At 69.2% G+C, this 22,443-nt stretch carries 20 protein-coding genes; 10 read left to right on the top strand and 10 right to left on the bottom strand.

The window, feature by feature from the left end:
* Positions 1–22 precede the first annotated feature (22 nt).
* Positions 23–1,639 carry an alkaline phosphatase family protein gene (locus HMPREF1224_RS13475; RefSeq protein WP_010793004.1) on the top strand — a complete coding sequence of 539 codons (1,617 nt, stop codon included), beginning with the start codon at positions 23–25 and terminating at the stop codon, positions 1,637–1,639.
* Here HMPREF1224_RS13475 and HMPREF1224_RS13470 read toward each other — a convergent pair whose 3' ends face one another.
* The gene (locus tag HMPREF1224_RS13470; RefSeq protein ID WP_003089436.1) at positions 1,640–2,545 is read right to left on the bottom strand and encodes an AraC family transcriptional regulator; all 906 of its coding nucleotides are present in this window, start codon (positions 2,543–2,545) and stop codon (positions 1,640–1,642) included.
* A gap of 104 nt (positions 2,546–2,649) precedes the next feature.
* Here HMPREF1224_RS13470 and HMPREF1224_RS13465 point away from each other — a divergent pair, with 104 nt between their 5' ends.
* The 6 genes from HMPREF1224_RS13465 (at position 2,650) to HMPREF1224_RS13440 (ending at position 8,721) form a co-directional block, all read left to right on the top strand.
* Positions 2,650–3,210, top strand: a complete 561-nt coding sequence (locus tag HMPREF1224_RS13465) for a carboxymuconolactone decarboxylase family protein (protein WP_003089433.1) — start codon at positions 2,650–2,652, stop codon at positions 3,208–3,210.
* Positions 3,211–3,259: 49 nt separating this feature from the next.
* On the top strand, positions 3,260–4,327 hold the full coding sequence (locus HMPREF1224_RS13460; protein WP_003117847.1) for an acyl-CoA dehydrogenase family protein: 1,068 nt from the start codon (positions 3,260–3,262) through the stop codon (positions 4,325–4,327).
* Entirely contained in the window at positions 4,324–5,160 is an 837-nt protein-coding gene (locus tag HMPREF1224_RS13455) for an ABC transporter ATP-binding protein (RefSeq protein ID WP_003115101.1), read from the top strand. The genes HMPREF1224_RS13460 and HMPREF1224_RS13455 overlap by 4 nt, the downstream gene beginning before the upstream one ends.
* Positions 5,126–6,325, top strand: coding sequence for an ABC transporter substrate-binding protein (locus HMPREF1224_RS13450; protein ID WP_003122715.1), 1,200 nt, complete (start codon positions 5,126–5,128; stop codon positions 6,323–6,325). Before HMPREF1224_RS13455 ends, HMPREF1224_RS13450 begins: the two co-directional genes overlap by 35 nt.
* Positions 6,322–7,086, top strand: a complete 765-nt coding sequence (locus HMPREF1224_RS13445) for an ABC transporter permease (RefSeq protein WP_003107734.1) — start codon at positions 6,322–6,324, stop codon at positions 7,084–7,086. Before HMPREF1224_RS13450 ends, HMPREF1224_RS13445 begins: the two co-directional genes overlap by 4 nt.
* A gap of 225 nt (positions 7,087–7,311) precedes the next feature.
* A complete protein-coding gene (locus HMPREF1224_RS13440) occupies positions 7,312–8,721 on the top strand; it encodes an LLM class flavin-dependent oxidoreductase (RefSeq protein WP_003107490.1) in 1,410 nt (469 codons plus the stop codon).
* Between the two features lie 59 nt (positions 8,722–8,780).
* Here HMPREF1224_RS13440 and HMPREF1224_RS13435 read toward each other — a convergent pair whose 3' ends face one another.
* The 6 genes from HMPREF1224_RS13435 to HMPREF1224_RS13415 all read right to left on the bottom strand — a co-directional run bounded on the left by HMPREF1224_RS13435 (position 8,781) and on the right by HMPREF1224_RS13415 (position 15,452).
* Positions 8,781–10,016 (bottom strand): SfnB family sulfur acquisition oxidoreductase, encoded by a 1,236-nt coding sequence (locus tag HMPREF1224_RS13435; protein ID WP_003160291.1) that lies wholly within the window; start codon positions 10,014–10,016, stop codon positions 8,781–8,783.
* Between the two features lie 30 nt (positions 10,017–10,046).
* Positions 10,047–11,306 carry an acyl-CoA dehydrogenase family protein gene (locus HMPREF1224_RS13430; RefSeq protein WP_003144055.1) on the bottom strand — a complete coding sequence of 420 codons (1,260 nt, stop codon included), beginning with the start codon at positions 11,304–11,306 and terminating at the stop codon, positions 10,047–10,049.
* Positions 11,307–11,523: 217 nt separating this feature from the next.
* The gene (locus HMPREF1224_RS13425) at positions 11,524–13,149 is read right to left on the bottom strand and encodes an NADP-dependent glyceraldehyde-3-phosphate dehydrogenase (RefSeq protein ID WP_010793003.1); all 1,626 of its coding nucleotides are present in this window, start codon (positions 13,147–13,149) and stop codon (positions 11,524–11,526) included.
* Positions 13,150–13,312: 163 nt separating this feature from the next.
* Positions 13,313–13,456, bottom strand: a complete 144-nt coding sequence (locus HMPREF1224_RS45225; RefSeq protein WP_003089416.1) for a hypothetical protein — start codon at positions 13,454–13,456, stop codon at positions 13,313–13,315.
* Between the two features lie 25 nt (positions 13,457–13,481).
* Positions 13,482–14,834, bottom strand: a complete 1,353-nt coding sequence (locus HMPREF1224_RS13420) for a GntP family permease (protein WP_003107128.1) — start codon at positions 14,832–14,834, stop codon at positions 13,482–13,484.
* Positions 14,835–14,930: 96 nt separating this feature from the next.
* The gene (locus HMPREF1224_RS13415; RefSeq protein ID WP_003124607.1) at positions 14,931–15,452 is read right to left on the bottom strand and encodes a gluconokinase, GntK/IdnK-type; all 522 of its coding nucleotides are present in this window, start codon (positions 15,450–15,452) and stop codon (positions 14,931–14,933) included.
* A gap of 194 nt (positions 15,453–15,646) precedes the next feature.
* Between HMPREF1224_RS13415 and gntR the strand changes: the two genes are divergently transcribed.
* A complete protein-coding gene (gene gntR / locus HMPREF1224_RS13410; RefSeq protein WP_010793002.1) occupies positions 15,647–16,678 on the top strand; it encodes an HTH-type transcriptional regulator GntR in 1,032 nt (343 codons plus the stop codon).
* 363 nt (positions 16,679–17,041) lie between these two features.
* On the opposite strand, the gene HMPREF1224_RS13405 is transcribed toward gntR, so the two are convergent.
* From HMPREF1224_RS13405 to HMPREF1224_RS13395, 3 genes are all read right to left on the bottom strand, one after another.
* Positions 17,042–17,407 carry a cupin domain-containing protein gene (locus tag HMPREF1224_RS13405; protein ID WP_003111385.1) on the bottom strand — a complete coding sequence of 122 codons (366 nt, stop codon included), beginning with the start codon at positions 17,405–17,407 and terminating at the stop codon, positions 17,042–17,044.
* A gap of 32 nt (positions 17,408–17,439) precedes the next feature.
* Positions 17,440–18,738 carry an NAD(P)/FAD-dependent oxidoreductase gene (locus tag HMPREF1224_RS13400; protein WP_003124609.1) on the bottom strand — a complete coding sequence of 433 codons (1,299 nt, stop codon included), beginning with the start codon at positions 18,736–18,738 and terminating at the stop codon, positions 17,440–17,442.
* A 103-nt stretch (positions 18,739–18,841) separates the two neighbouring features.
* Positions 18,842–19,735, bottom strand: coding sequence for a LysR family transcriptional regulator (locus HMPREF1224_RS13395; protein WP_003113086.1), 894 nt, complete (start codon positions 19,733–19,735; stop codon positions 18,842–18,844).
* 114 nt (positions 19,736–19,849) lie between these two features.
* On the opposite strand from HMPREF1224_RS13395, the gene HMPREF1224_RS13390 reads away from it, so the two are divergent.
* Positions 19,850–21,025, top strand: coding sequence for a serine hydrolase domain-containing protein (locus HMPREF1224_RS13390; RefSeq protein WP_003122721.1), 1,176 nt, complete (start codon positions 19,850–19,852; stop codon positions 21,023–21,025).
* Positions 21,025–22,278 carry an MFS transporter gene (locus HMPREF1224_RS13385; protein ID WP_003124611.1) on the top strand — a complete coding sequence of 418 codons (1,254 nt, stop codon included), beginning with the start codon at positions 21,025–21,027 and terminating at the stop codon, positions 22,276–22,278. The genes HMPREF1224_RS13390 and HMPREF1224_RS13385 overlap by 1 nt, the downstream gene beginning before the upstream one ends.
* Positions 22,279–22,443: the final 165 nt, after the last annotated feature.

Raw genomic sequence — 22,443 nt, 5'->3', positions numbered from 1 at the left:
CGTTTCCTTTTCGCGAGCCGTCATGAGCCAGCCCAAGCCGATCCGCAACGTCCTCTACATCATGTGCGACCAACTGCGTCGCGATTACCTGTCCTGCTACGGCCATCCCTATCTGCACACGCCGAACATCGACCGCCTGGCCGCGGAGGGCGTGCGCTTCGCCCGTGCCTATACCCAGGGCACCATCTGCGGGCCGTCGCGGATGTCCTCGTACACCGGGCGCTACGTCAGCAGCCACCAGGTGGCCTGGAACGCGGTGCCGCTGCCGCTGGAGGAACTGACCCTGGGCGACTACCTGCGCGCCGCGGGAGTCCGCACCGCGCTGGTCGGCAAGACCCACGCCACGGCCAACCTGGAAGGCATGCGGCGGTTCGGCATCGATCCGGCCAGCGCGCGCGGCGCGGCCCTCGCCGAAGCCGGCTTCGAGCCCTACGACCGCAATGACGGGGTCTACCCGGATGACCCGGCCTTCGCCGACAAGCGCGAAAGCGCGCCCTACACCCACTACCTGCGGCGCCTCGGCTTCACCGGCGACAACCCCTGGCACGACTGGGCCAACTCCGCCGCCAGCGCCGACGGGGAAATCCTCAGCGGCTGGCGGATGCGCCATGCCGGATTGCCGACACGCTTGCCGGAGGCGCACAGCGAGACCGCCTATACCACCCGTCGCGCCATGGATTTCATCGACGAGCAGGGCGAGCGTCCCTGGTGCCTGCACCTGTCCTACATCAAGCCGCACTGGCCCTACATCGCGCCGGCGCCGTACCACGCGCTGTACCGCGCCGACCAGGTGCTCCCGGCGCTACGCGCGGCGCCCGGCGAAGAAAGCGACCACCCGGTGTACCGCGCCTTCCGCGAACATCGCGAGAGCCTCAATTTCTCCCGCGAAGACGTGCGCCGGCAGGTGATACCTACCTACATGGGGCTGATCCGCCAGGTCGACGACCAGCTCGGCCGGCTCTTCCAGCACATGCGCGCCAGCGGGCGCTGGGACGATACCCTGATCGTCTTCACCAGTGACCATGGCGATTTCCTCGGCGACCACGGCCTGGGCGAGAAGGAGTTCCTCCTCGAGTCGGCGGTGGGCGTGCCGTTGCTGATCCGCGATCCGCGCCCCGAGGCGGACGCCACCCGCGGCCGGGTGGAGGAGGCGCTGGTGCAGTCCATCGACGTACTGCCGAGCATCCTCGAAGCCTTCGCCGTCGAGCCCGCCAGCCATCGCATCGAGGGCCGTTCGCTGCTGCCCTTCGTCCATGGCGCGCCGCCGGCGGACTGGCGCCGCTACGCCATCGCCGAGTACGACTACGCCTTCCAGGCGCCGGCGCGGGAGCGCCTGGGCCGACCCATCGATGCCTGCCGCATGTACATGGTGCGCAGCGAGCGCTGGAAGTACATCGCCTACGACGGCTTCCGCGCCCAACTGTTCGACCTTGCCAGCGACCCCGGCGAATTGCGCGACCTCGGCGCCGACCCGGCGCATGCGGCGGTGCGCGAGGCCCATGCCGGGATGCTGTTCGACTGGCTGCGCGGGCTGAAGCGGCGGACTACCATCAGCAACGCGGAGATCGACCTGCGCGGCCAGGCGTTCCGCTACGGCGAGCCGGAAGGCGGGCGCCTGGTACCGATCGGTCTCTGGTGATCAGCGGCTGGCCTTGCGATAGGCCCCCGGCTGCTGCCCGGTGGCCTTGTGGAAGGCACGGGTGAAGGCGGCGGTGGACTGGTAGCCGACCGCCGCCGCGACCTCGGCGACGCTGGCGTCGGCGCGCAGCAGGGCGCAGGCGCGGTGCATGCGCAGGGCCAGCAGGACCTGCCCCGGCGACTGACCGCTGAGTTCGTTGAAGCGCTTGAAGAAGGCCGAGCGCGAGAGTCCGGTGCGTTCGGCCATCTGTTCCAGGCTCCAGGGCTGTTCGGGTGCCTCGATCAGCGCTTCCAGCAGGCCGGCGAACTGCGGCTGGCGTGCCAGTGCCACCAGGCCGCCGAGGGTCGGGTTGTCGAGCACCTGCTGGCGCAACACGTAGAGGAACAGCAGGTGGCTGAGGCGCTCCAGCAGAACCGGCGACGGCGCCGGCTGGCGGCGGCACTCGTCGACGATCAGGGCGAACAGGCGTCGCGCCGCGTCCAGCGCCGGATCGCCGGCGCGCAGGATCAGCCAGTCGGGCAGGGCGTCGACGATCAGCCCGGACAATCCCGAATGGAAGTGGAAGAACCCGCAGACCAGGCCGGCACCGTCCGCCGCGTTCCACTCCAGCGCCTGCATTTCGCCACGCGGCTGGCAGCGCGCTGCCTCGGCGGTGGCCTCGCTGGACAGGCGGAACTCGACGTCGCGCAGGAAGAACAGCGCGTCGCCGCTGTCCAGTCGCCAGCCCCGGGCGCTTCCGGCGACGTGCGCCCAGCAGTGTCCCTGCACCACCAGGTGGAAGCTGGCACGCGCCAGACCGTGGGTGGAGGCATGCCAGCCGCCACAGTAGCGACCGACATGGAACAGGCTGGTGTCGACTTCGAGGCTGTCTAATAACCAATCGACAAGGGGGTTGGACGAATTCATCTAAGGGAAAGACTCAAGAGCAAGTGATAGCGACTTTAGAATATTGAATGGATTTCTTATTACCAAGAGACTTCTTCGACACCTCAACCACCGGAGTCGAAAGCATGTCACGCGTTCCCGTGCTCACCCTGGAAAACGCCCCCGAGGCGGCGCGTCCGTTCCTCCAGACCGCGCTGAACAACTCGGGTTATATCCCGAATCTGCTCGGCGTGCTGGCCAATGCGCCGGCCGCCCTGGAAACCTACCTCACCGTGTCCGGGCTGAACGCCAAGGCCAGCCTCGGCCTGCCCGAGCGGGAAGTGGTGCAACTGGTGGCGGCCACCACCCATGGCTGCGACTTCTGCGTTGCCGGGCACACCGCGGTGGCGCGCAACAAGGCGCGCCTGCCGGAGCCGGTGATCGAGGCCCTGCGCGCCCGCGGCGAACTGCCCGATGCCCGCTACGAAGCCCTGGCCGACTTCACCCGCGCGGTGATCGCCAGCCGCGGTGCGGTCACCGACGAGCAGTTCGAAGCCTTCCGCGCCGCCGGTTTCGACCAGGCCCAGGCCCTGGAAGTGATCCTCGGGGTGAGCCTGGCGACGCTCTGCAACTTCGCCAACGTGTTCGCCCGCACGCCGCTCAATGCCGAGCTGGAGCAATATCGCTGGACCAACCCGCAGGCCTGAGCCTGCGCTTGCCGGGCGGCATGCCGCGCCGGCGCAAGGAGTGACGACCATGCTTGACCCGACCCTGAGCGACTGGCTCGACCGCCAGGCCGACGCCCTCGACCGCGGCGACGCCGATCCCGCCGCGCTGCTGCCGCGCCTGGCCGCCGCCGGCGTGCTCGGCGTGGCGGTGGAGGAACGCCTCGGCGGCGCCGGCGGCACGCTCGCCGACGCGGTGGAGCGGGTGGCCGCAGTGGCGGCGCGCTCGCTGACCGCGGCGTTCGTCTTCTGGGGCCAGCGCGCCTTCATCGAGTACCTGTTGCAGAGTCCCAACCAGGAACTGCGCCAACGCCTGCTCGGCGACCTGCTGGCCGGCCGCCTGGCCGGCGCCACCGGGTTGTCCAACGCGATGAAGTTCCTTTCCGGGATCGAGGCGCTGCAGGTGGTGGCGCACGCGGAGGAGGCCGGCTGGCGCCTGGACGGTCGCCTGCCGTGGGTGACCAACCTGCGCAGCGGCGATTTCGTGGTGGCGGCGGCGATCGAACACGGGGAGGGCGGCAAGCCCTTCGTCCTGGCGATTCCCGAAGGCCTCGCCGGCTTGCAGCGCTCGGCGGACCTGCGCCTGCTCGGCCTGCAATGCAGCAACACCGCCGCCCTCGATCTGCGCGCGGTGGCGGTCGGGCGCGACTGGCTGTTGCACGACGACGCCCGGCAGTTCCTGCCACGGGTGCGCCCGGCCTTCCTCGGCCTGCAATGCGGCATGGCCATCGGCCTGGCGCGCCGCGCACTGGACGAAGTGCAGCGGCACCTGGGCGGCAGCCGTTCGCTCCTGGATGGCGAGCTGGCGGCACAGCGCGAAACCCTCGACGGACACGTGGCGGCGCTGCACGCCGGACTGGCCAGCGGCGAGTTCGCCAGCCAGCCGGCACGCCTGTTCCGCATCCGCATCGGGCTCGCCGAAGCCGCCGCCAATGCCGTGCAACTGGAGTTGCAGGCCAGCGGCGGCAAGGCCTACCTGAGCGAGCACGGCGCCGGTTTCGCCCGCCGCTGGCGCGAGTCGGCGTTCGTCCCGATCGTTACGCCGAGCCTGGTGCAACTGCGCGCCGAACTGCAACGCCAGGCCGAGGCCAAGGCATGAGCGAGGCGCTCCTCGACGCTCGCGGGATCGCCCTCGGCTATCCGCGCGGTGCCGGCTGGCAGGCGGTGCTCGGCGATTTCGAATTGCGCCTGGGCGCCGGCGAGGTGGTCTCGATCCTCGGTCCCAGCGGCGTCGGCAAGTCCAGCCTGCTGCGCGTGCTGGCCGGCCTGCAGGAGCCGGCCGCCGGCAGCGTGCGGGTACTCGGCGAGCCCCTGCGCGGACCGCATCCGGGCGTCGCGGTGGCGTTCCAGGACCCCAGCCTGCTGCCCTGGCTGAACCTGGAGAAGAACGTCGCCTTCGGCCTCGATTTCGCCCGCCAGCCGCACCTCGACGCGGCCACCCGCCAGGCCCGCGTCGACCAGGCGATCGCCGCGGTCGGCCTGGAGCACGCCCGTGCCCGCTACCCGGCGCAACTCTCCGGCGGCATGGCCCAGCGCACCGCGCTGGCCCGCTGCCTGGCGCGGCAGCCGAAGGTGCTGCTGCTCGACGAACCTTTCGGCGCGCTGGACGAAGTGACCCGCGCCGACATGCAGCAGCTGCTGCTGCGGGCGATCCACGAGCGCGGCACCGCCGTGGTCCTGATCACCCACGATATCGACGAGGCCCTGCTGCTCTCCGAACGCATCCTGCTACTGGGTGACAGCCCGGCGCGGACCCTCGGCGAGTGGCGCATCGACCTGCCGCAGCCACGCGCGGAGCTGGTCGAGGAACTGGGCGCGTTGCGCATCGAGATCCTGAAAACCCTACGGCGGGCGAGCCGCACCCATGCCCATCCCATCGCTCAGCCGGAGGCCTCCCATGTGCCTGGACGACCCGACCCATTCCCGACGTGACATCCTCAAGCTCGCCGCGCTGCTCAGCGCTGCCGGCGCGTTGCCGCTGCTGAGCAGCCTGCAGGCGCGTGCCGCCGCCGAACCCGACGCGCCGGTGCGCATCGGCTACCTGCCGATCACCGACGCCACGCCCTTGCTGGTGGCCCATGCCAACGGCCTGTTCGAGGCCGAGGGCATCCAGGCCGAACGGCCGGTGCTGTTGCGTAGCTGGGCGCAGGTGATCGAGGCGTTCATCTCCGGCCAGGTCAACGTCATCCACCTGCTGTCGCCGATGACCGTCTGGGCCCGCTACGGCAGCAAGGTGCCGGCCAAGGTGGTGGCCTGGAACCACGTCGGCGGCTCGGGGCTCACGGTGGCTCCGGAGATCGCCGACGTGCGCCAGCTCGGCGGCAAGAGCGTGGCGATCCCGTTCTGGTACTCGATCCACAACGTGGTGTTGCAGCAACTGCTGCGCGACAACGGCCTGCGCGCGGTGAGCCGTGCGGTGGGCGCGGCGCTGGCCGCCGACGAGGTCAACCTGGTGGTGCTGCCGCCTTCGGACATGCCACCGGCGCTGGCCAGCAAGCGCATCCACGGCTACATCGTCGCCGAGCCGTTCAACGCCCTGGCGGAGAACCTCAAGGTCGGCCGGGTACAGCGCTTCACCGGCGATGTCTGGCGCAACCACGCCTGCTGCGTGGTGTTCATGCACGAACACGACCTGGAGCGGCGGCCGCAGTGGTCGCAAAAGGTGGTCAACGCCATCGTCAAGGCCCAGCTATGGACTCGCGGGCACCGCGCCGAGGCCGCACAGTTGCTGTCCAAGGCCGGAGCCAACCGCTACACGCCGCACGCACCGGAGGTCCTCGGCCGGGTGCTGGCGCCGGGCGCCGAGGAGCAGCAGGCCTATCTCGCCAGCGGCGCGATCCGCCACGCCGACTGGCAGGAGCGGCGCATCGACTTCCAGCCCTATCCCTATCCGAGCTATACCGAGGAACTGGTGCGGCGGCTGAAGGACACCCTGATCGAAGGCAATAATGCCTTCCTCGCCAGCCTCGATCCGCGCCAGGTGGCCAGTGACCTGGTGGACGACCGCTTCGTCCGCCAGGCCCTGGCAGAGGTCGGCGGGTTGCAGGCGTTCGGCCTCGCCGAGGGCTTCCAGCGCAGCGAGGAGATCAGCCCGTGAGGCAGACGCTGCGCCAGGGCGCGCTAGGCGTCGCCGGGCTGTTGACGCTGTTCGCCCTGTGGTGGCTCGGCGTGGCCCTGTTCGGCGCCGCCGACGGCCTTTCGGCACGCTTCTCGCCGCAGGCGACGTTGCTCAGCCTGGGTGAACTGCTGGAACGCCGCGAACTCTACGAGCACGTGCTGGTGAGCCTGAAACGGGTCCTGCTGGGCTTGTTCCTGGCGCTGCTGGTGGGAGTGCCGCTGGGGCTGCTGGTGGGCGCCTCGCGCAACCTGGAAGCGGCGACCACTCCGGCGTTCCAGTTCCTGCGGATGATCTCGCCGCTGTCGTGGATGCCCATCGCGGTGATGCTGATGGGCGTGGGCGACCAGCCGATCTATTTCCTGCTGGCCTTCGCCGCGCTCTGGCCGATCCTGCTGAATACCGCCGCCGGCGTGCGCCAGCTCGACCCGCGCTGGCTGCAACTGAGCCGCAGCCTCGCCGCCACGCCCTGGGAAACCCTGCGCCGGGTGATCCTGCCGGGCATCCTCGGCCATGTGCTGACCGGCGTGCGCCTGGCCATCGGCATCCTCTGGATCGTCCTGGTGCCCTGCGAGATGCTTGGCGTCAGCGCCGGGCTCGGCTACTACATCCTCGACACCCGCGACCGCCTGGCGTACTCCGAGCTGATGGCGATGGTGCTGCTGATCGGCCTGCTCGGCTACCTGCTCGACGCGGCGGCGCGCGGACTCTACCGGCGCTGGGCGCACGGGGCGCTCGGGTAGGGCGAGGTACCGGTGCGCTGGCGGATAGCGCCGGGGCGCTATTCGCCCTACGGGGTTCGGGGCTCGGGTGGGGCGGGCGAATGTGTTGATCCACCAACACTTGCCCAGCAGTTGCGCCCGCACAGCGACAGGGGCTTGCCACCCAGGCCTTGTCCGGCGCGGCCCCGCGGCCCGGCACGGGCTGTGCACGGGGTGCCGGATGCACAGGCAAGCCAAGGAGTCCCCATGCCGCGCGAAATCCGTCTCAACGCCTTCGAAATGAACTGTGTCGGCCACCAGTCGCCCGGCCTCTGGGCGCATCCGCGCGACCGCTCCTCGCAGTACAAGGACCTGGAGTACTGGACCGACCTGGCGCGGTTGCTCGAACGCGGCCGTTTCGACGGGCTGTTCATCGCCGACGTGCTGGGCATCTACGATGTGCTCGACGGCAATGGCGACGCGGCGATCCGCCAGGCCGCCCAGGTACCGGTGAACGACCCGCTGGCGCTGATCACGCCGATGGCCGCGGTGACTCGCCACCTGGGCTTCGGCCTGACCGCCTCGCTGTCCTTCGAGCATCCCTATCCCTTCGCCCGCCGACTCTCGACCCTGGACCACCTGACCAAGGGCCGGATCGGCTGGAACGTAGTGACCTCCTACCTGGAAAGCGGCGCGCGCAACCTCGGTCAGCAGGCCCAGCTCGACCACGACCGCCGCTACGACTATGCCGACGAATACCTACAGGTGCTCTACAAGCTCTTCGAAGGCAGTTGGGAGGACGGCGCGGTGCTCCGCGACCGTCGCCGAAGGATCTTCAGCGACCCGGGCAAGATTCACGAGATCCGCCATGTCGGCGAGCACTTCCAGGTACCCGGCATCCATCTCTGCGAACCGTCGCCGCAGCGCACGCCGGTGCTCTACCAGGCCGGCGCGTCGAGTCGTGGCAAGCGCTTCGCCGCCGAGCACGCCGAGTGCGTGTTCGTCGCCGCGCCATCGAAGACCGTGCTCAAGCAGGCGGTCGCCGACATCCGCCAGCGCGTCGCCGAGGCCGGCCGCGATCCGCGCAAGGTACTGGTGTTCAACCTGCAGACGGTGGTGCTGGGCGAAACCGACGCCAAGGCCAGGGCCAAGTTCGACGAATACCGCGCCTTCGTCAGCTACGAAGGGGCCCTGGCGCTGATCTCCGGCTGGACCGGGATCGACTTCGGCCAGTATCGGCCGGACCAGGTGCTGCGGCACATCCACACCAATGCGATCCAATCGGCGGTGGAAGCGTTTTCCAGCGCCGATCCGACGCGCACCTGGACGGTCCGCGAGCTGGCCGACTGGGTCGGTATCGGCGGCTTCGGCCCGCTGTTCGTCGGCAGCCCGGCGACCGTCGCCGACCTGTTGCAGGAGTGGGTGGAGGACACCGACGTGGATGGCTTCAACCTGGCCTATGCGCTGGCCCACGAAACCTTCAGCGACGTGGTCGAATTGCTGGTGCCGGAGTTGCAGAAGCGCGGGGTGTACAAGACCGAATATGCGCCGGGAACCCTGCGCGAGAAGTTGTTCGGCGACGGCCCGCGGCTGCCGGATTCCCATCCGGCGGCCGGCTATCGCGACCTGCGGGCCCTCTGGGAGAAGGAGGCCGGGCGCAACGCGCTGCCGGCCTGACCTGGGCGGACGGCGGATGACGCCAGTGGCGATATCCGCCCCAGGGCCCGGGACGGCTCCTAGAGCCAGGCGTGCCGCGGTGGCTTCACCCCATTCAACTGGTAGTTGCCGATGGCATGGTATTTCCAGCGCACCGGGTCATGCAGGGTGTGGGTGCGGGCGTTGCGCCAGTGACGGTCGAGATTGAGTTCCTCCAGGGTCGAGCGCGTGCCGGCCAGTTCGAACAGCCGGTTGGCGGCGAGCAGGGCGGCTTCGGTGGTGAGCACCTTGGCCTCGGCCACGGCGATCGAGGCGGCGGCCACGCTCTCCTCGTCGGGGGCGGCGAGCGCCGCTTCGATGGCGTCGGCCGCCAGGTCGAGCACGGCTTCCGCGGCGCGCACGCGGATGCGCAGGTCGCCGACCTGCTGGATGGTGTAGGGGTCTTCCCAGGCATGCTGCTGGTTGGCGTCTATCCATGGCCGCGCGTGGCGGCGCACCTGCTGCACGGTCTCGGCGAGGATGCCACGGGCGATGCCGGCGTCGATGGCGGCCTGGATGAACTGCGATACGGCGCCGGCGGCGGTGGGGCGGTCGAAGGCGCGGTGCACCGGGATGACGTGCTCGGCCGGCACCCGCACGTTGTCCAGGATGACGGTGCCGCTGGCGGTGGTGCGCTGGCCGAAGCCGGACCAGTCGTCGATCACCGTCAGCCCCGGCGCGTCGCGCGGGATGAACGCCAGGTGCGCGCGCTGCTCGGCGTCGAGGCCGACGGCCGGTACCCAGTGGGCGAGCAGGGCGCCGCTCGAATAGAACTTGCGGCCGTCGATGCGGAACCCGTCGCCATCCGCCAGCACTCGTGTCTGGAATTCGGCGACGGTACGGCTGTGGCGTTCGGAGAAGGCGTTGCCGAAGCGCACGCCGTCTAGCACCAGGCCGTAGAAGAAGCGTTTCTGCTCCTCGCTGCCGTCCAGGCGCAAATGGTCGAGCACCGCCAGGTGGTTCTGCGGCAACTGCGCCAGGGACGGGTCTACCGCGGCGATGATCTTCAGTACTTCGGCCAGGGTCCGGTAGCCGACCTCGGCGCCGCCGTAGGCGCGCGGTACGCTGATGCCCCATAGGCCGCTCTGCGAGAAGGCTTCCAGTTCGGCCACCGGCAGCCGGCGCTGGCGGTCGCGCAGCGAGGCTTCCTCGGCGAACAGCCCGGCCAGTTCGCGGGCGACGCGGATCGCCTCGGCGTCGTCGGCGATGCGCCGGGCCGGGGTCCGTGGCAGCGGTTGCCGATAGGGATCGGCGGCGTTCTTTTCCAGTGCGCTCATGGCAACTCCTTGCGATGGGATGGGCGAGGTTCAGCGGGACGCCGTGGCCGGACCGCTGCCGATCTGCCAGACGTAGGGCGGCTCGCTGCCGTTGATCTCCCAGTCGCCGACGATCCGTTGCTTGTAGATCAGGGGATTGTGCGAGGCGGCGGTGCGCGCATTGCGCCAGTGGCGGTCGAGCTGCTTGCCGCGGCCGACGGCGGAAGCGCCGCTGGCGTCGAACAGCTCGCTGGTGGCCTGCAACACCAGTTCGGCGACGATCGCCTGGGCCTTGGCCGATTCGATCTCGGCGGCGACATTGGCCTCCTTCTCCGCCTGCGGGTCGCCTACGAAGCGCGCCAGGTAGGCACGCTGGGCCGCTTCGGCGGCGCGCAGGGTGGCCGCCTCGGCGGCGTAGACGCGCGCGGCGATGCGCCCGACCACCTGCTGCACCTGGGGATCCTGGCTGACTCGCGGGGCATTGCCGTGGCTGTAGATACGGGTCCGCCCGCGCACCTCGGCGGCGACGTCGCGCAAGGCGGCGCGGCCGGTGCCGGCCAGCACCGCGAGCAGGACCAACTGGTAGAACGCGGTCTGGTACTTGAAGCGGCTGGCGAAGTCGATGAGGTTCTCTTCCTCCACCTCGGCGTCCTCGAACAGCGACGTGCCGCTGCCGGTGGTGCGCTGGCCGAAGCCGTCCCAGTCGTCGCTCTGGCGCACGCCGGGCTGGTCGGTGCGGATCGCCGCGATCACGTCGGCGCCGGTGTCGTCGCGCTGGGCATACAGATCGATCCAGTCGGAGAAGAGGCTGCCGGTGCTGTAGTACTTGCTGCCGTTCACCACCCAGCGACCGTCGTCCTTGCGCGAGACGCGGGTGAGCACTTCGCCCAGCCGTACCGAACCGACCTCGGTCCAGGCGCAGCCGACCAGGTCGCCCTCGACGAAGCGCCGCAGCCAACGGTCGCGGCCAGGGCCGGGCTCGGCATTGAGACGGTCCTCGACGAAGGCGAAGTGGCCGCGCAGGGCCTGGGTGATGTTGGAGTCGGCCTCGGCCAGTTCGATCAGCAACTGAACCAACTGCGGCAGCGAGGCGCCGGCGCCGCCGTGCTCGCGCGGCACGCGCACGGCGCCGAAGCCGGCCTGCTTGAGCCAGGCGATCGCCTCGTGGGGCAGTTCGCGTTGCCGTTCGCGCTCGACGGCGCCTTCGGCGATGCGCGCGAAGATCGGTCGGAAACGCTGGGCGAGCAGTTCGTAGTCGGCGCCTTCGGAGAGACTGGCGGCGGTGGCTTCGGGATGGACGCGGGCGTTCATGCGGACTCCTGGTAGGCAGCGGGGCCGTCCGGTCGACGGCTACCCTGGAGTCCGGGCCGTTGCACAGCCTGTGCCGACCCGCGCAGGCCACTGGTTGCGCGGGTTCGCGCGAGCAGGAGGTGTTGCCGGGGCGGCAGCCTGTTGCGCGGCTGCTGCCTGGCGGACAGTGGGGGAGGTGGCGGCAGGTCCCTCTCCCGGCGGGAGAGGGACAGGCGCTTCAGAAGATGTAGTCGGTGGTGAGGAAGTTCGACGCGCGGTTGCGGATGATCTCGCTGACCAGGGTCTTGTTCGCCTCGGTGTCGCGGGTCGCCACCAGGGTGCGGATGGAGAACACCCGCAGCGCGTCATGGACCGACAGGGTGCCTTCCGCCGAATTCTTCCGGCCGTTGAACGGGTAGCTGTCCGGGCCGCGCTGGCACTGGGCGTTGACGTTGATCCTGCCGACCTGGTTGGCGAAGGCGTCGACCAGCCGGCCGATCTGCGCCGGGTCGTTGCCGAACAGGCTCAACTGCTGGCCGTAGTCGGAGCGCAGGACGTAGTCGATCACCTCGTCCAGCTCGCGATAGGGCACCACCGGCACCAGCGGACCGAACTGCTCCTCGTGGTAGAGGCGCATGTCCGGGCTCACCGGACTCAGCAGAGCGGGGTAGAAGAAACTTTGCCGATGCTCGCCGCCGCCCGCATTGACCACTCGTGCGCCCTTGGCCAGGGCGTCGTTCAGCAGGCCTTCGAGATAGTCGACCTTGCCCGGCTCCGGCAGCGGCGTCAGCGCCACTCCCGGTTCCCACGGCATGCCCGGCTTGAGGCTGGCCAGGCGCGCGCTGAACTTGTCGAGGAACGGTCGCAGCACGCTTTCGTGGACGAACAGGATCTTCAGCGCGGTGCAGCGCTGGCCGTTGAAGGACAGCGCGCCGGTGACCGCCTCGTTCACCGCGTTGTCCAGGTCGACCTGCGGCAGGACGATGCCCGGGTTCTTCGCGTCCAGGCCGAGGGCGGCGCGCAGGCGGTGCGGGCGGGGGTGCAGCTTCTTCAGGTCGCTGGCGCCAGAATGGGTGCCGATGAAGGCGAACACGTCGACCTTGCCGCTGGCCATCAGCGCCGACACGGTTTCCCGGCCGCGCCCGTAGATGACGTTGATCACTCCTGGCGGGAAGCTGTCGCGGAAGGCTTCCAGCAACGGGCGGATCAGCAGCACGCCGAACTTGGCCGGCTTGAACACCACCGTATTGCCCATGATCAGCGCCGGGATCAGGGTGGTGAAGGTTTCGTTCAGCGGGTAGTTGTACGGCCCCATGCACAGCGCCACGCCCAGCGGAACCCGGCGGATCTGGCCGAGGGTGCCCTGTTCCAGTTCGAAACGGCTGGAGCGGCGGTCGAGTTCCTTCAGCGCTTCGATGGTATCGACGATGTAGTCGCAGGTGCGGTCGAACTCTTTCTCGGAGTCCTTGAGGTTCTTGCCGATTTCCCACATCAGCAGCTTGACCACCGCCTCGCGTTGCTCGCGCATCCGCGCCAGGAAGCGTTCGACGTGCTGGATGCGCTCGGCCACCCGCAGGTTCGGCCACAGGCCCTGGCCGTGGTCGTAGGCCCGCACCGCGGCGTCGAGCGCGGCGAGCGCGGCGTTGGCGTCGAGCAGCGGGGTGCTGCCGAGGATCACCTGGCGCTCGCCGTCGGCCTCGGCGAGGAATACCGGGCTGCGTACCGGCGCCAGCGGGCCGTCCCAATGTCGCAGTTGGCCGTCGACCAGGTAGTCGCGCTGCTCGATGGGGGCGTCGGGGCGGTACTGCTCGGGAATGGCGTCGAGGCTGGGAAACAGCGAATCGAGGTGGAGCGGGGCGGTCATGGCGGGTCCTCGAATGACGTGGATGAAAGGCGTGGGACTGTTGTAGCGCGGTCCGGATCGAAGGTAAATCGTTTCAGCAGGAAAACCGTCGCGCCCTTGCCGGAAATCAGCCTTTGCTCCCGCTTCGTGGGGGGCGGGAGCAAAGGCATGGCGCCGGCTGGCTTCAGGCGTCGGCGGTAGGCTCTTCGCGGGGCCGCGCCGGCGGTGGCTCAAGCAGTTCCTGCTGCTCGGCATAGCGCTGGCGGATATCGAAGTCGCGCGGCCAGCGCGAGGCTTCGTGGTCGGGGCGTTGCATTGGTTCGGTCATGGCTGAACTCCGGTCGGGCTGGTGCTCAGAGCACCAGCGACAGCAACAGGATGAAGACCAGGCCGACCACGGAGAGGATGGTCTCCATCGCGGTCCAGGTCTTGAAGGTCTCGCTGACGCTCATGTTGAAGTACTGCTTGACCAGCCAGAACCCGGCGTCGTTGACATGGGATAGGATCAGCGAGCCGGCGCCGGTGGCGAGCACCAGCAACTCGCGGTTGACGCCGGGAATCAGGTCGATCACCGGCACCACGATGCCGGCCCCGGTGATGGTGGCGACGGTGGCCGAGCCGGTGGCGATGCGGATCACCGCGGCCACCAGCCAGGCCAGCAGGATCGGCGAGATCTGCGCGTTCACCGCGAGATGGCCGATGACGTCGCCGACCCCGCTGGCCACCAGCATCTGCTTGAAGCCGCCGCCGGCGCCGATGATCATCACGATGGCGGCGGTCGGTGCCAGGCTCTGGTCGAGCAGCCTGAGGATCTTCTTCGAGTCGAAGCCACGGGCGTAGCCGAAGGTATAGAGCGCCACCAGCAGGGCCAGGAGCAGGGCGCTGATCGGATGGCCGATCATGTCCATCCAGGCGCGGAACGCGTGGCCATCGGGGAAGGCGACGTCGGCGAAGGTCTTCAGCAGCATCAGGAACACCGGCAGCAGCACGGTCGCCAGGGTCACGCCGAAGCTGGGCAGGTCCTGGGTCTCGGGCTCGTGGGCGATCTGCTCGACCAGTTCCGCCGATGGCGTGCCGGGTATGTAGCGCGAGACCAGCGCGCCGAACAGCGGGCCGGCGATGGCGGCGGTGGGCAGGGCGACGATCAGGCCGTAGAGGATGGTCTTGCCGATGTCGGCGCCGAACACGCCGATCGCCAGCAGCGGGCCGGGATGCGGCGGCACCAGACCGTGCACCGCGGAAAGGCCGGCGAGCAACGGGATGCCGATCTTGATCAGGGACACGCCGCTGCGCCGGGCGACGATGAACACCAGCGGGATCAGCAGGATGAAGCCGATCTCGAAGAACAGCGGGATGCCCACCAGGAACGCGGCGAGCATCATCGACCAGTGCACCCGCTCCTTGCCGAAGGCGCGGATCAGGGTGCGGGCGATCTGGTCGGCGCCGCCGGAATCGGCCATCAGCTTGCCGAGCATGGTGCCCAGGGCGAGGATCACGCCGACGAAGCCGAGCACGCCGCCGAAGCCGTCCTGGAAGGATTTGACGATCTTCTCCACCGGCATCCCCGAGGTCAGGCCGAGGAAGCCGGCGGCGATGATCAGGGCGATGAAGGGATGCACCTTGAAGCGGGTGATCAGCACGATCAGGCCAATGATGGTCACCAGGGCGTCGAGGAGCAGGTAGGCATCGTGTGACATGCCGAACATGGAGGGCTCTCCTTTTGTCGTTGTTCTACCGGAGTTGCTGTTTCATTGAAGCGCTTTTTCGGGGTAGCGCTATCTTTGTCGGACAAGCGAAAGAATTCAGGCGGCGGTGTGCTCCAGCCACCAGGCGTGGGCGGCCTGCGCCAGGCATTCCACCGGCAGGGTGGCGTCCAGGCGCAGGGTCAGGGGTTCGTCGAGCGGCGGCTCGAGGGCGGCGAACTGGCTGTCGATCAGGGTCGCCGGCATGAAGTGGCCGGGGCGCTGGGCGACGCGCTCGGCGGCGACCGCCGGGGTCAGTTCCAGGTAGACGATGCCGAGGCCGGGCACCGCGCGGCGCAACCGGTCGCGGTAGGCGCGCTTGAGGGCGGAACAGGTCAGTACCGGCAGCTTGCCGGCGGCCACCGCCTGGCGCAGCTGCTCGGCGAGGGTGTCCAGCCAGCCGGCGCGGTCGTCGTCGGTGAGGGGGATGCCGGCGCTCATCTTGCGGATGTTGGCGGCGGGATGGAAGCTGTCGCCTTCGATGCCGTGGGCGCCGCTGCGCTGGCAGAGGGCCTGGCTGACGCTGGACTTGCCGCAACCGGCGACACCCATGATGACCAGGGCTTGGAGGGGTGGATGCATGGAACACCTCAAGCGTGAGACAGCGCTGTCTTTGCGACCTGAAAAAAATCGCGCGAGCCTGGCTCCGCCTTCTTGTCGTTGTGGTCTGTCGAATCCCGCGCGGGCAGTGGCGGACAGGCCGCCTCAGGCGATTGCCCAGGTCGCGAGACAGCGCTACCTTAGTGCCTGGAATTTTGTTTGGCAAGCAGGCCACGATGAGCATCACCAAGAACGACAAGAACACGCGAACCACCGGACGTCCCACCCTCAACGAAGTCGCGCGCCGCGCCGGGGTCAGCCCGATCACCGCGTCGCGCGCGTTGCGCGGCGTCGCCAGCGTCGCCGAAGAACTGGCGCAGAAGGTCCGCGACGCCGCCCGCGAACTCGGCTACGTGGCCAACCCCGCGGCGCGCGCGCTGGCCTCGGCGCAAAGCCACAGCGTGGCGGTGCTGGTGCCGTCGCTGGCCAACCTGCTGTTCATCGAGACCCTCGAGGCGATCCACGCGGTACTGCGGCCGCAGGGCCTGGAGGTGCTGATCGGCAACTTCCACTACTCGCGCAACGAGGAAGAGGACCTGATCCGCAACTACCTGGCCTACCAGCCGCGCGGCCTGCTGCTGACCGGCTTCGAGCGCACCGAGAGCGCCCGGCGGATGATCGAGGCCAGCGGCATTCCCTGCGTGTACATGATGGACCTGGACTCCGGCGCCGGGCTCAATTGCGTCGGCTTCTCCCAGTTGCGCGCCGGCGAGGCCGCTGCCGAGCACCTGCTGGCACGCGGCCGCAGGCGCCTGGCCTACATCGGCGCCCAGCTCGACCAGCGCACCCTGCTGCGCGGCGAGGGGTTCCGCCGCGCCTTGCAAAAGGCCGGCTGCTACGACCCGGGGCTGGAAATCCTTACGCCGCGGCCGTCCTCGGTGGCCCTCGGCGGCGAACTCTTCGTGCAGTTGCTGGCCAGCCAGCCGCAGGTCGACGGGGTGTTCTTCTGCAACGACGACCTGGCCCAGGGCGCGCTGTTGGAGGCCCTGCGCCATGGAGTCAAGGTGCCGGAACAGATCGCCGTGCTCGGTTTCAACGACCTGCCGGGTTCGGACTGCACGGTCCCGCGCCTGAGCAGCATCCGCACCCCGCGCGAAGCCATCGGCCGGCGCGCGGCGGAGCAGTTGCTGGCGCTGATCGCCGGCAAGGAGGTGCGCGATAGCGCGCTGGACATGGGGTTCGAGCTGATGGCGCGGGAGAGCACCTGAACCCGCGGCCCGACGGTGCGGCCGTTCAGGGACATGTCGAGGGTTGGGCAGCGCCGCCGGACGGAACGGCTTGCCGGGTAGGGCGAATAGCGCCGCAGGCGCTATCCGCCGTTACGCCGGGTTTCACGGCGGATAACCGCGAGCGGTTATTCGCCTTACGGGGACATGTCGAGGGTTGGGTAGCGCCGCCGGGCGTAACGGCTTGTCGGGTAGGGCGAATAGCGCCGCAGGCGCTATCCGCGGTTACGCCGGGCTTCACGGCGGATAACCGCGAGCGGTTATTCGCCCTACGGGGGCGTGTCGAGGGTTGGGCAGCGCCGCAGGCGCACGCCTTGCGTAACGGCTCGCCGTCTCTTCGGTGTCTCAAGCCACCGCGTAGTAATGCTTGACGAAGCCGCCGTCGGCAACCTCCCAGAGCACCGGGGTGCCCTTGCTGACGAACCAGCTGTCGCCGGCCTTGTAGAGTGTGCTCTGGCCGGTGGACTCGTCGGTGAGGCGGACCTCGCCGCTGACCACCGTGGCCTGTTCGCTGAACGGATAGGTCATGCGGAACTTGCCGGCGGTGGTGCCGAAGTAGGCGGCGCTGACCGGGTCGGTGGGGGCTCCTGCGGTCATCTTGCCGAAGGCTTTCACCTCGCCTTCGAGGATCTCCGAGCCGAGGTCGGCGACGCTGCCCCAGGCGTCCAGTTCGTCGAGGGTGATGCCGTGGCGGATGGCGGTAATGGCCATGGGAATGCTCCTTGTAGAGTGATCGGTAGGTTTCAGCGCCGGCCGTTCCAGTAGCCGGAGAGCTGGTGCCAGGTCTTGCCCGCGCTGAGCAGCAGCGGGCGGAAGTGGTCCTTGCCGTGGATCGGGATGCGGCGCACCGAGCTGAGCAGGTCGTAGCGCGCCGAGCCTTCGCTCATGCCTTCGGCGAGGACCTTGCAGACGATGTGGCTGGGGGTCACGCCGAACCCGGAATAACCCTGGACGAAGAACGCGTTGGGCCGCCCCGAGAGGCTGCCGATCTGCGGGAACAGGTTGGCGCTGCAAGCCATCGGCCCACCCCAGGCGAGGTCGATGCGGACGTGCTCCAGGTAGGGGAAGATCTTCAGCATCAGCTTGCGGTTCCAGGCCTTGAGGTCGCCGGGGATGCGTTCGACGAAGGGTGTGGCGGCGCCGAACAGCAGGCGGTTCTCGTTGGTCACCCGGTAGTAGTCGATGACCGGGCGGATGTCGCTGTAGGCGCCGCGGATCGGGCTGATCCGCTGGATCAGTTCGTCCGGCAGCGGCTCGGTCATCATCTGGAACGCGTAGGTATTGATGGTGGTGCGGTGCAGCTCGGGTTCGAGCCGGTTGAGGAAGCTGTCGCAGGCCCAGAGCAGCTTGTTCGCGGTGACCGAGCCCTTGGCCGTGCGCACGCGGATGCGCTCGCCGTATTGCACCTCCAGCGCCGGGCTGTATTCGAATATCCGTGCGCCGAGGCCGGCCAGTGCCTTGGCTTCGCCGAGCAGCAGGTTGAGCGAGTGCACATGGCCGCCGCCCATGTGCAGCAGGGCACTGCCGTAGGCGTCCGAGCCGATGATCTGGCGCACCTCGGCACCGTGCAGGTAACGGATCTCATGGGGCGAGCCGAGCGACCGGAATTCCTTTTCCCAGGCCAGCAGGGTCTTCGCCTGGCGTGCGTTGAAGCCCATGTAGCCGTAGCCGTGGCAGAAGTCGGCGTCGATGGCGTACTTCTCGATACGGCCCTTGATGATGTCGGCGCCGAGGTCGCTGATCTCGAAGATCGCCCGCAGGCCGTCCTCGCCGACGTCCTTGCGGATCTTCTCCAGGTCGTGGCCGATGCCGGCCATGATCTGCCCGCCGTTGCGCCCGGTACCGCCGAAGCCGAGGTGGCGGGCCTCCAGCACGACGATGTCGGTGATGCCGTGCTCGGCCAGCTCAAGCGCGGTGTTGATCCCGGAGAAGCCGCCGCCGATCACCACCACGTCGGCGTCCAGGTCGGTTTCCAGGGAGGGGAAGGACAATTCGTACTTCTTGGTCGCCGTGTAGTAGGTCGGCGTCTCGATGTTGATCATGGATGCGGCCTGGCAAGGGGTGGATGTACCTATTAGACGCTCCGTGGCCGCCGCGGTCTTGTTCCTGTCTGCCGCCGGCTTGACCGGCCCTGCCAGGCGCGCTTCAGCCCAGCGTGGCGATCACCCGTGGCGCGACGAAGTCGATGAAGGCGCGCAGCTTGGGCGAGACCTGGCGGCCGGACGGCCAGAGCAGGAAGAATTGCGCGCGGCGCTCGCAGAAGGCGTCGAGGACGCTGACCAGGCGTCCTTCGCGCAGCGCCTCGCGGATCGAGAAGTCCGGCAGGCAGGCGATGCCCTGGTCGCGCAGGGCGAAGCAGACGCGGGTCTCGATGTTGTTGCAGACCATCGACACCGGAATCTGCGGCGGGGCTTCGCCGTCCGCGCGGCGCAGCGGCCATTCCTCGAGGCGGCCGGTATTGGGGAAGCGGTAGTGCAGGCAGGTGTGTCGCAGCAGGTCTTCCGGGCAGCGCGGCGTGCCGTGGCGGGCGAAGTAGGCCGGCGAGCCGACCAGCTTCAGCTGGAACTCACCCAGTTCGCGCATGGACAGCCGCGAATCCACCGGCTGGCCGGTGCGCAGGACCACGTCGAAGCCTTCGTCGACGACATCCACCACGCGATCGCTGAAGTCGAGGTCTAGCTCGATGTCCGGATAGGCCTGCATGAAATCGGCGAGCGTCGGCAGGACCAGCCCGCTGACCAGCGGCAGGCTGACCCGCAGGCGCCCGCGCGGGGTCTCGCGGCTTTGCGACAGCTCCAGCTCGGTGGCTTCGATCTCGGCCAGGATGCGCCGGCTGCGCTCGAGGAACAGGCTGCCTTCGGCGGTCAGGGTGATGCTGCGGGTGCTGCGGTGGAACAGGCGCACGCCGAGTTTCTCTTCCAGGCGGGCGACCCGCTTGCCCACCGCCGAGGCGCTGACGCCGAGGGTCCGGGCGGCGCCGACGATGCTGCGGGTCTCGGCGACGCGGACGAAGACGGTGAAACCGCTGAGGCTGTCCATGCAAGGCTCCGATTACGGACATGATGGTCCGGATAGAACGGAACTCTATCCGTCTTTTTCCGCTTTTGCAGCGCTCTTAGCCTGTCCGCATCCTTCATCTGCGGAGAGTCCCGCATGTCCAGTTTCGAACGAGAGCCAGGCTGCGGCCTGGCGGAAAATGTCGATCAGGTGATCGAGGCGGCATTCGCCGACCAGCGCCTGGTGGGGGCGGTGGTGCTGGTGGCACACCGGGGGCAGTGGCTCTATCGACGGGCTGCCGGCCTGGCCGACCGCGAAGCCGGCCGGATAATGGGCGAGGACAGCCTGTTCCGCCTGGCCTCGGTGAGCAAGCCGATCGTCAGCGTCGCGGCCCTGAGCCTGGTGGACGAGGGCCGGCTGGCCCTCGATGAGCCGATCGCCGACTGGTTGCCGGCGTTCCGTCCGCGCCTGGCCGACGGCCGCGAGGCGCGCATCACGCCGCGGCAGTTGCTGAGCCACAGCGCCGGCCTCGGCTATCGCTTCCTCGAAGCCGACGCAGACGGCCCCTATGCCCGCGCCGGGATTTCCGATGGCATGGACCTGCCGGGTTTCGACCTGGCCGAGAATCTCCGTCGCCTGGCCTCCGTGCCCTTGCTCTACGAACCCGGCCGCGCCTGGGGCTATTCGCTGGCCACCGACGTGCTCGGCGCGCTGGTGGAGCGGGTCGACGGGCGGCCGCTGGCGGAAGCGCTGCGGCAGCGGGTCGGGATTCCAGCCGGCATGCGCGACAGCGGCTTCCTCTGCGCCGACGCGTGCCGACTGGCGGCGGTCTACGTCAGCGACCGGCCACGCCCGCGCCGAATGGCCGGGCGGGAGACCGTGGCGCCGTTCGAGGACAGCGTCGGCATTCGCTTCGAGCCGAGTCGGGCTTTCGAACCGTCTGCCTATGCGTCCGGCGGGGCGGGGATGATCGGCAGCGCCGGCGACGTGCTGCGCCTTTTGGAAATCCTTCGCCAGGGCGGCGCGCCGTTGCTGACGCCTGGCCTGGTGGAGGAGATGGGTCGCGACCAGGTACCCGGCCTGGAACTGCCGGCCAATCCCGGTTTCGGCTTCGGCCTGGGTTTCTCCGTGCTGCGCGACCCGGCTATCGCGCAATCGCCGGAGGCTCCCGGCACCTGGCGCTGGGGTGGCGCCTACGGGCATTCCTGGTTCGTCGACCGGGCCCGCGAACTGTCGGTGGTGGCGCTTACCAACACCCTGTTCGAGGGAATGTCGGGACGCTTCGTCAACGACCTGCGCGACGCCGTCTACCGTTCCGCGGAGCTGCGCTGATGGGACGCCGCGAAGCATTTCCGGAGAACGCCGGGGCCGCTGCGTCGGCCGTGGCGCCGCGGCTGCCGCTGAGTGCGCTGCTGGCGATGGCGATGTCCGGCTTCGTCGCCATTCTCAGCGAAACCCTGCCGGCCGGCCTGCTGCCGCAAATCGGCGCGGGGCTGGCGGTCAGCGAGGCGCTGGCCGGGCAACTGGTCAGCGTCTACGCCTTGGGTTCGCTACTGGCCGCGCTGCCGGCGGCGAGCCTGACCCAGGGCTGGCGGCGGCGCCGGGTGCTGCTGCTGGCGCTGCTGATCTTCTTCGTCTGCAACAGCCTAACCGCCGTTTCCTCGGATTACCGCCTGACCCTGCTGGCGCGCTTCGGCAGCGGCGTCGCCGCCGGCCTCGCCTGGGGCCTGCTGGCCGGCTACGCGCGGCGCCTGGTGCCGCCGGAGCAGCAGGGGCGGGCGTTGGCGGTGGCCATGCTCGGTGCGCCGCTGGCGCTGTCGCTCGGCGTTCCGCTGGGCACCTGGCTGGGCGGCCTGCTCGGCTGGCGCTGGGCCTTCGGCCTGTTGTCGCTGACCGCGCTGCTGCTGGTCGGCTGGGTGCTGCGCAGCGTGCCGGACTTCCCTGGCCAGCCGGCCGGGCGGCGCCTGCGTCTGCTCGGGGTGCTGCGCACGCCGGGCGTGCGTCCGGTATTGCTGGTGATCGTCGCCTGGGTGCTGGCGCACAACATCCTCTACACCTATATCGCGCCGTTCCTCGCCAAGGTCGGCCTGGGCGCCTCGGTGGACCTGGCCCTGCTGGTATTCGGCAGCGCCGCGGTGGCGGGAATCTGGCTGGTCGGCGTGCTGGTCGACCGGCACCTGCGGCGGATGGTCCTGGCCAGCCTGGCGCTGTTCGCCGTGGCGGCGCTGGCGCTGTGCCTGGGCGCTCGCTGGAGCTGGCTGGCGTTCGCCGGCCTGGCCCTCTGGGGGCTGACGTTCGGTGGCGCGGCGACGCTGCTGCAGACCGCCTCGGCGGACGCCGCCGGGGAGGGCGCCGACCTGGCCCAATCGATGATCGTGGTGGCCTGGAACCTGGCCATCGCCGGCGGCGGAGCGTTGGGTGGCATGGTGTTGCAGCGCTGGGGCAGCGAGATGCTGCCCTGGACCCTGCTACCGCTGATCGGCTTGGCCGCCGTGCTGGTCTGGGGCAATGCCGCGCACGCTTTCCGCGTCGGCCCGCGCGACTTCCGCAGGGCATCGTCCGAGCACCGGAAAGCGGCGCAATAGACGGGGCTGCGCCCGGCAAGGGGAAAAAGGCTGCGGGTCTTAGAACGTTTATTCACCTGGGTTATTTGGATAGGTCCGTTTCGAATATCCATCGCGTCGAAATACCGGCTGTGACGATGCGTTCCTCCGCCATGCAGCGGAATCCGCTGTCATTGCGCCGAACAT

Origin of the sequence: Pseudomonas sp. P179 (genome assembly GCF_000478485.2) — a bacterium.
GTDB classification, from domain to species: Bacteria; Pseudomonadota; Gammaproteobacteria; order Pseudomonadales; family Pseudomonadaceae; genus Pseudomonas; species Pseudomonas aeruginosa.
This window is presented reverse-complemented; position numbering and strand designations above follow the sequence as displayed.

Bases quoted from the DNA above. Each gene is read 5' to 3' on its own strand.
- HMPREF1224_RS13475 (WP_010793004.1), top strand. From the start codon at position 23: ATGAGCCAGCCCAAGCCGATCCGCAACGTCCTCTACATCATGTGCGAC.
- HMPREF1224_RS13470 (WP_003089436.1), bottom strand. From the start codon at position 2,545: ATGAATTCGTCCAACCCCCTTGTCGATTGGTTATTAGACAGCCTCGAA.
- HMPREF1224_RS13465 (WP_003089433.1), top strand. From the start codon at position 2,650: ATGTCACGCGTTCCCGTGCTCACCCTGGAAAACGCCCCCGAGGCGGCG.
- HMPREF1224_RS13460 (WP_003117847.1), top strand. From the start codon at position 3,260: ATGCTTGACCCGACCCTGAGCGACTGGCTCGACCGCCAGGCCGACGCC.
- HMPREF1224_RS13455 (WP_003115101.1), top strand. From the start codon at position 4,324: ATGAGCGAGGCGCTCCTCGACGCTCGCGGGATCGCCCTCGGCTATCCG.
- HMPREF1224_RS13450 (WP_003122715.1), top strand. From the start codon at position 5,126: ATGTGCCTGGACGACCCGACCCATTCCCGACGTGACATCCTCAAGCTC.
- HMPREF1224_RS13440 (WP_003107490.1), top strand. From the start codon at position 7,312: ATGCCGCGCGAAATCCGTCTCAACGCCTTCGAAATGAACTGTGTCGGC.
- HMPREF1224_RS13435 (WP_003160291.1), bottom strand. From the start codon at position 10,016: ATGAGCGCACTGGAAAAGAACGCCGCCGATCCCTATCGGCAACCGCTG.
- HMPREF1224_RS13430 (WP_003144055.1), bottom strand. From the start codon at position 11,306: ATGAACGCCCGCGTCCATCCCGAAGCCACCGCCGCCAGTCTCTCCGAA.
- HMPREF1224_RS13425 (WP_010793003.1), bottom strand. From the start codon at position 13,149: ATGACCGCCCCGCTCCACCTCGATTCGCTGTTTCCCAGCCTCGACGCC.
- HMPREF1224_RS45225 (WP_003089416.1), bottom strand. From the start codon at position 13,456: ATGACCGAACCAATGCAACGCCCCGACCACGAAGCCTCGCGCTGGCCG.
- HMPREF1224_RS13420 (WP_003107128.1), bottom strand. From the start codon at position 14,834: ATGTTCGGCATGTCACACGATGCCTACCTGCTCCTCGACGCCCTGGTG.
- HMPREF1224_RS13415 (WP_003124607.1), bottom strand. From the start codon at position 15,452: ATGCATCCACCCCTCCAAGCCCTGGTCATCATGGGTGTCGCCGGTTGC.
- gntR (WP_010793002.1), top strand. From the start codon at position 15,647: ATGAGCATCACCAAGAACGACAAGAACACGCGAACCACCGGACGTCCC.
- HMPREF1224_RS13405 (WP_003111385.1), bottom strand. From the start codon at position 17,407: ATGGCCATTACCGCCATCCGCCACGGCATCACCCTCGACGAACTGGAC.
- HMPREF1224_RS13400 (WP_003124609.1), bottom strand. From the start codon at position 18,738: ATGATCAACATCGAGACGCCGACCTACTACACGGCGACCAAGAAGTAC.
- HMPREF1224_RS13395 (WP_003113086.1), bottom strand. From the start codon at position 19,735: ATGGACAGCCTCAGCGGTTTCACCGTCTTCGTCCGCGTCGCCGAGACC.
- HMPREF1224_RS13390 (WP_003122721.1), top strand. From the start codon at position 19,850: ATGTCCAGTTTCGAACGAGAGCCAGGCTGCGGCCTGGCGGAAAATGTC.
- HMPREF1224_RS13385 (WP_003124611.1), top strand. From the start codon at position 21,025: ATGGGACGCCGCGAAGCATTTCCGGAGAACGCCGGGGCCGCTGCGTCG.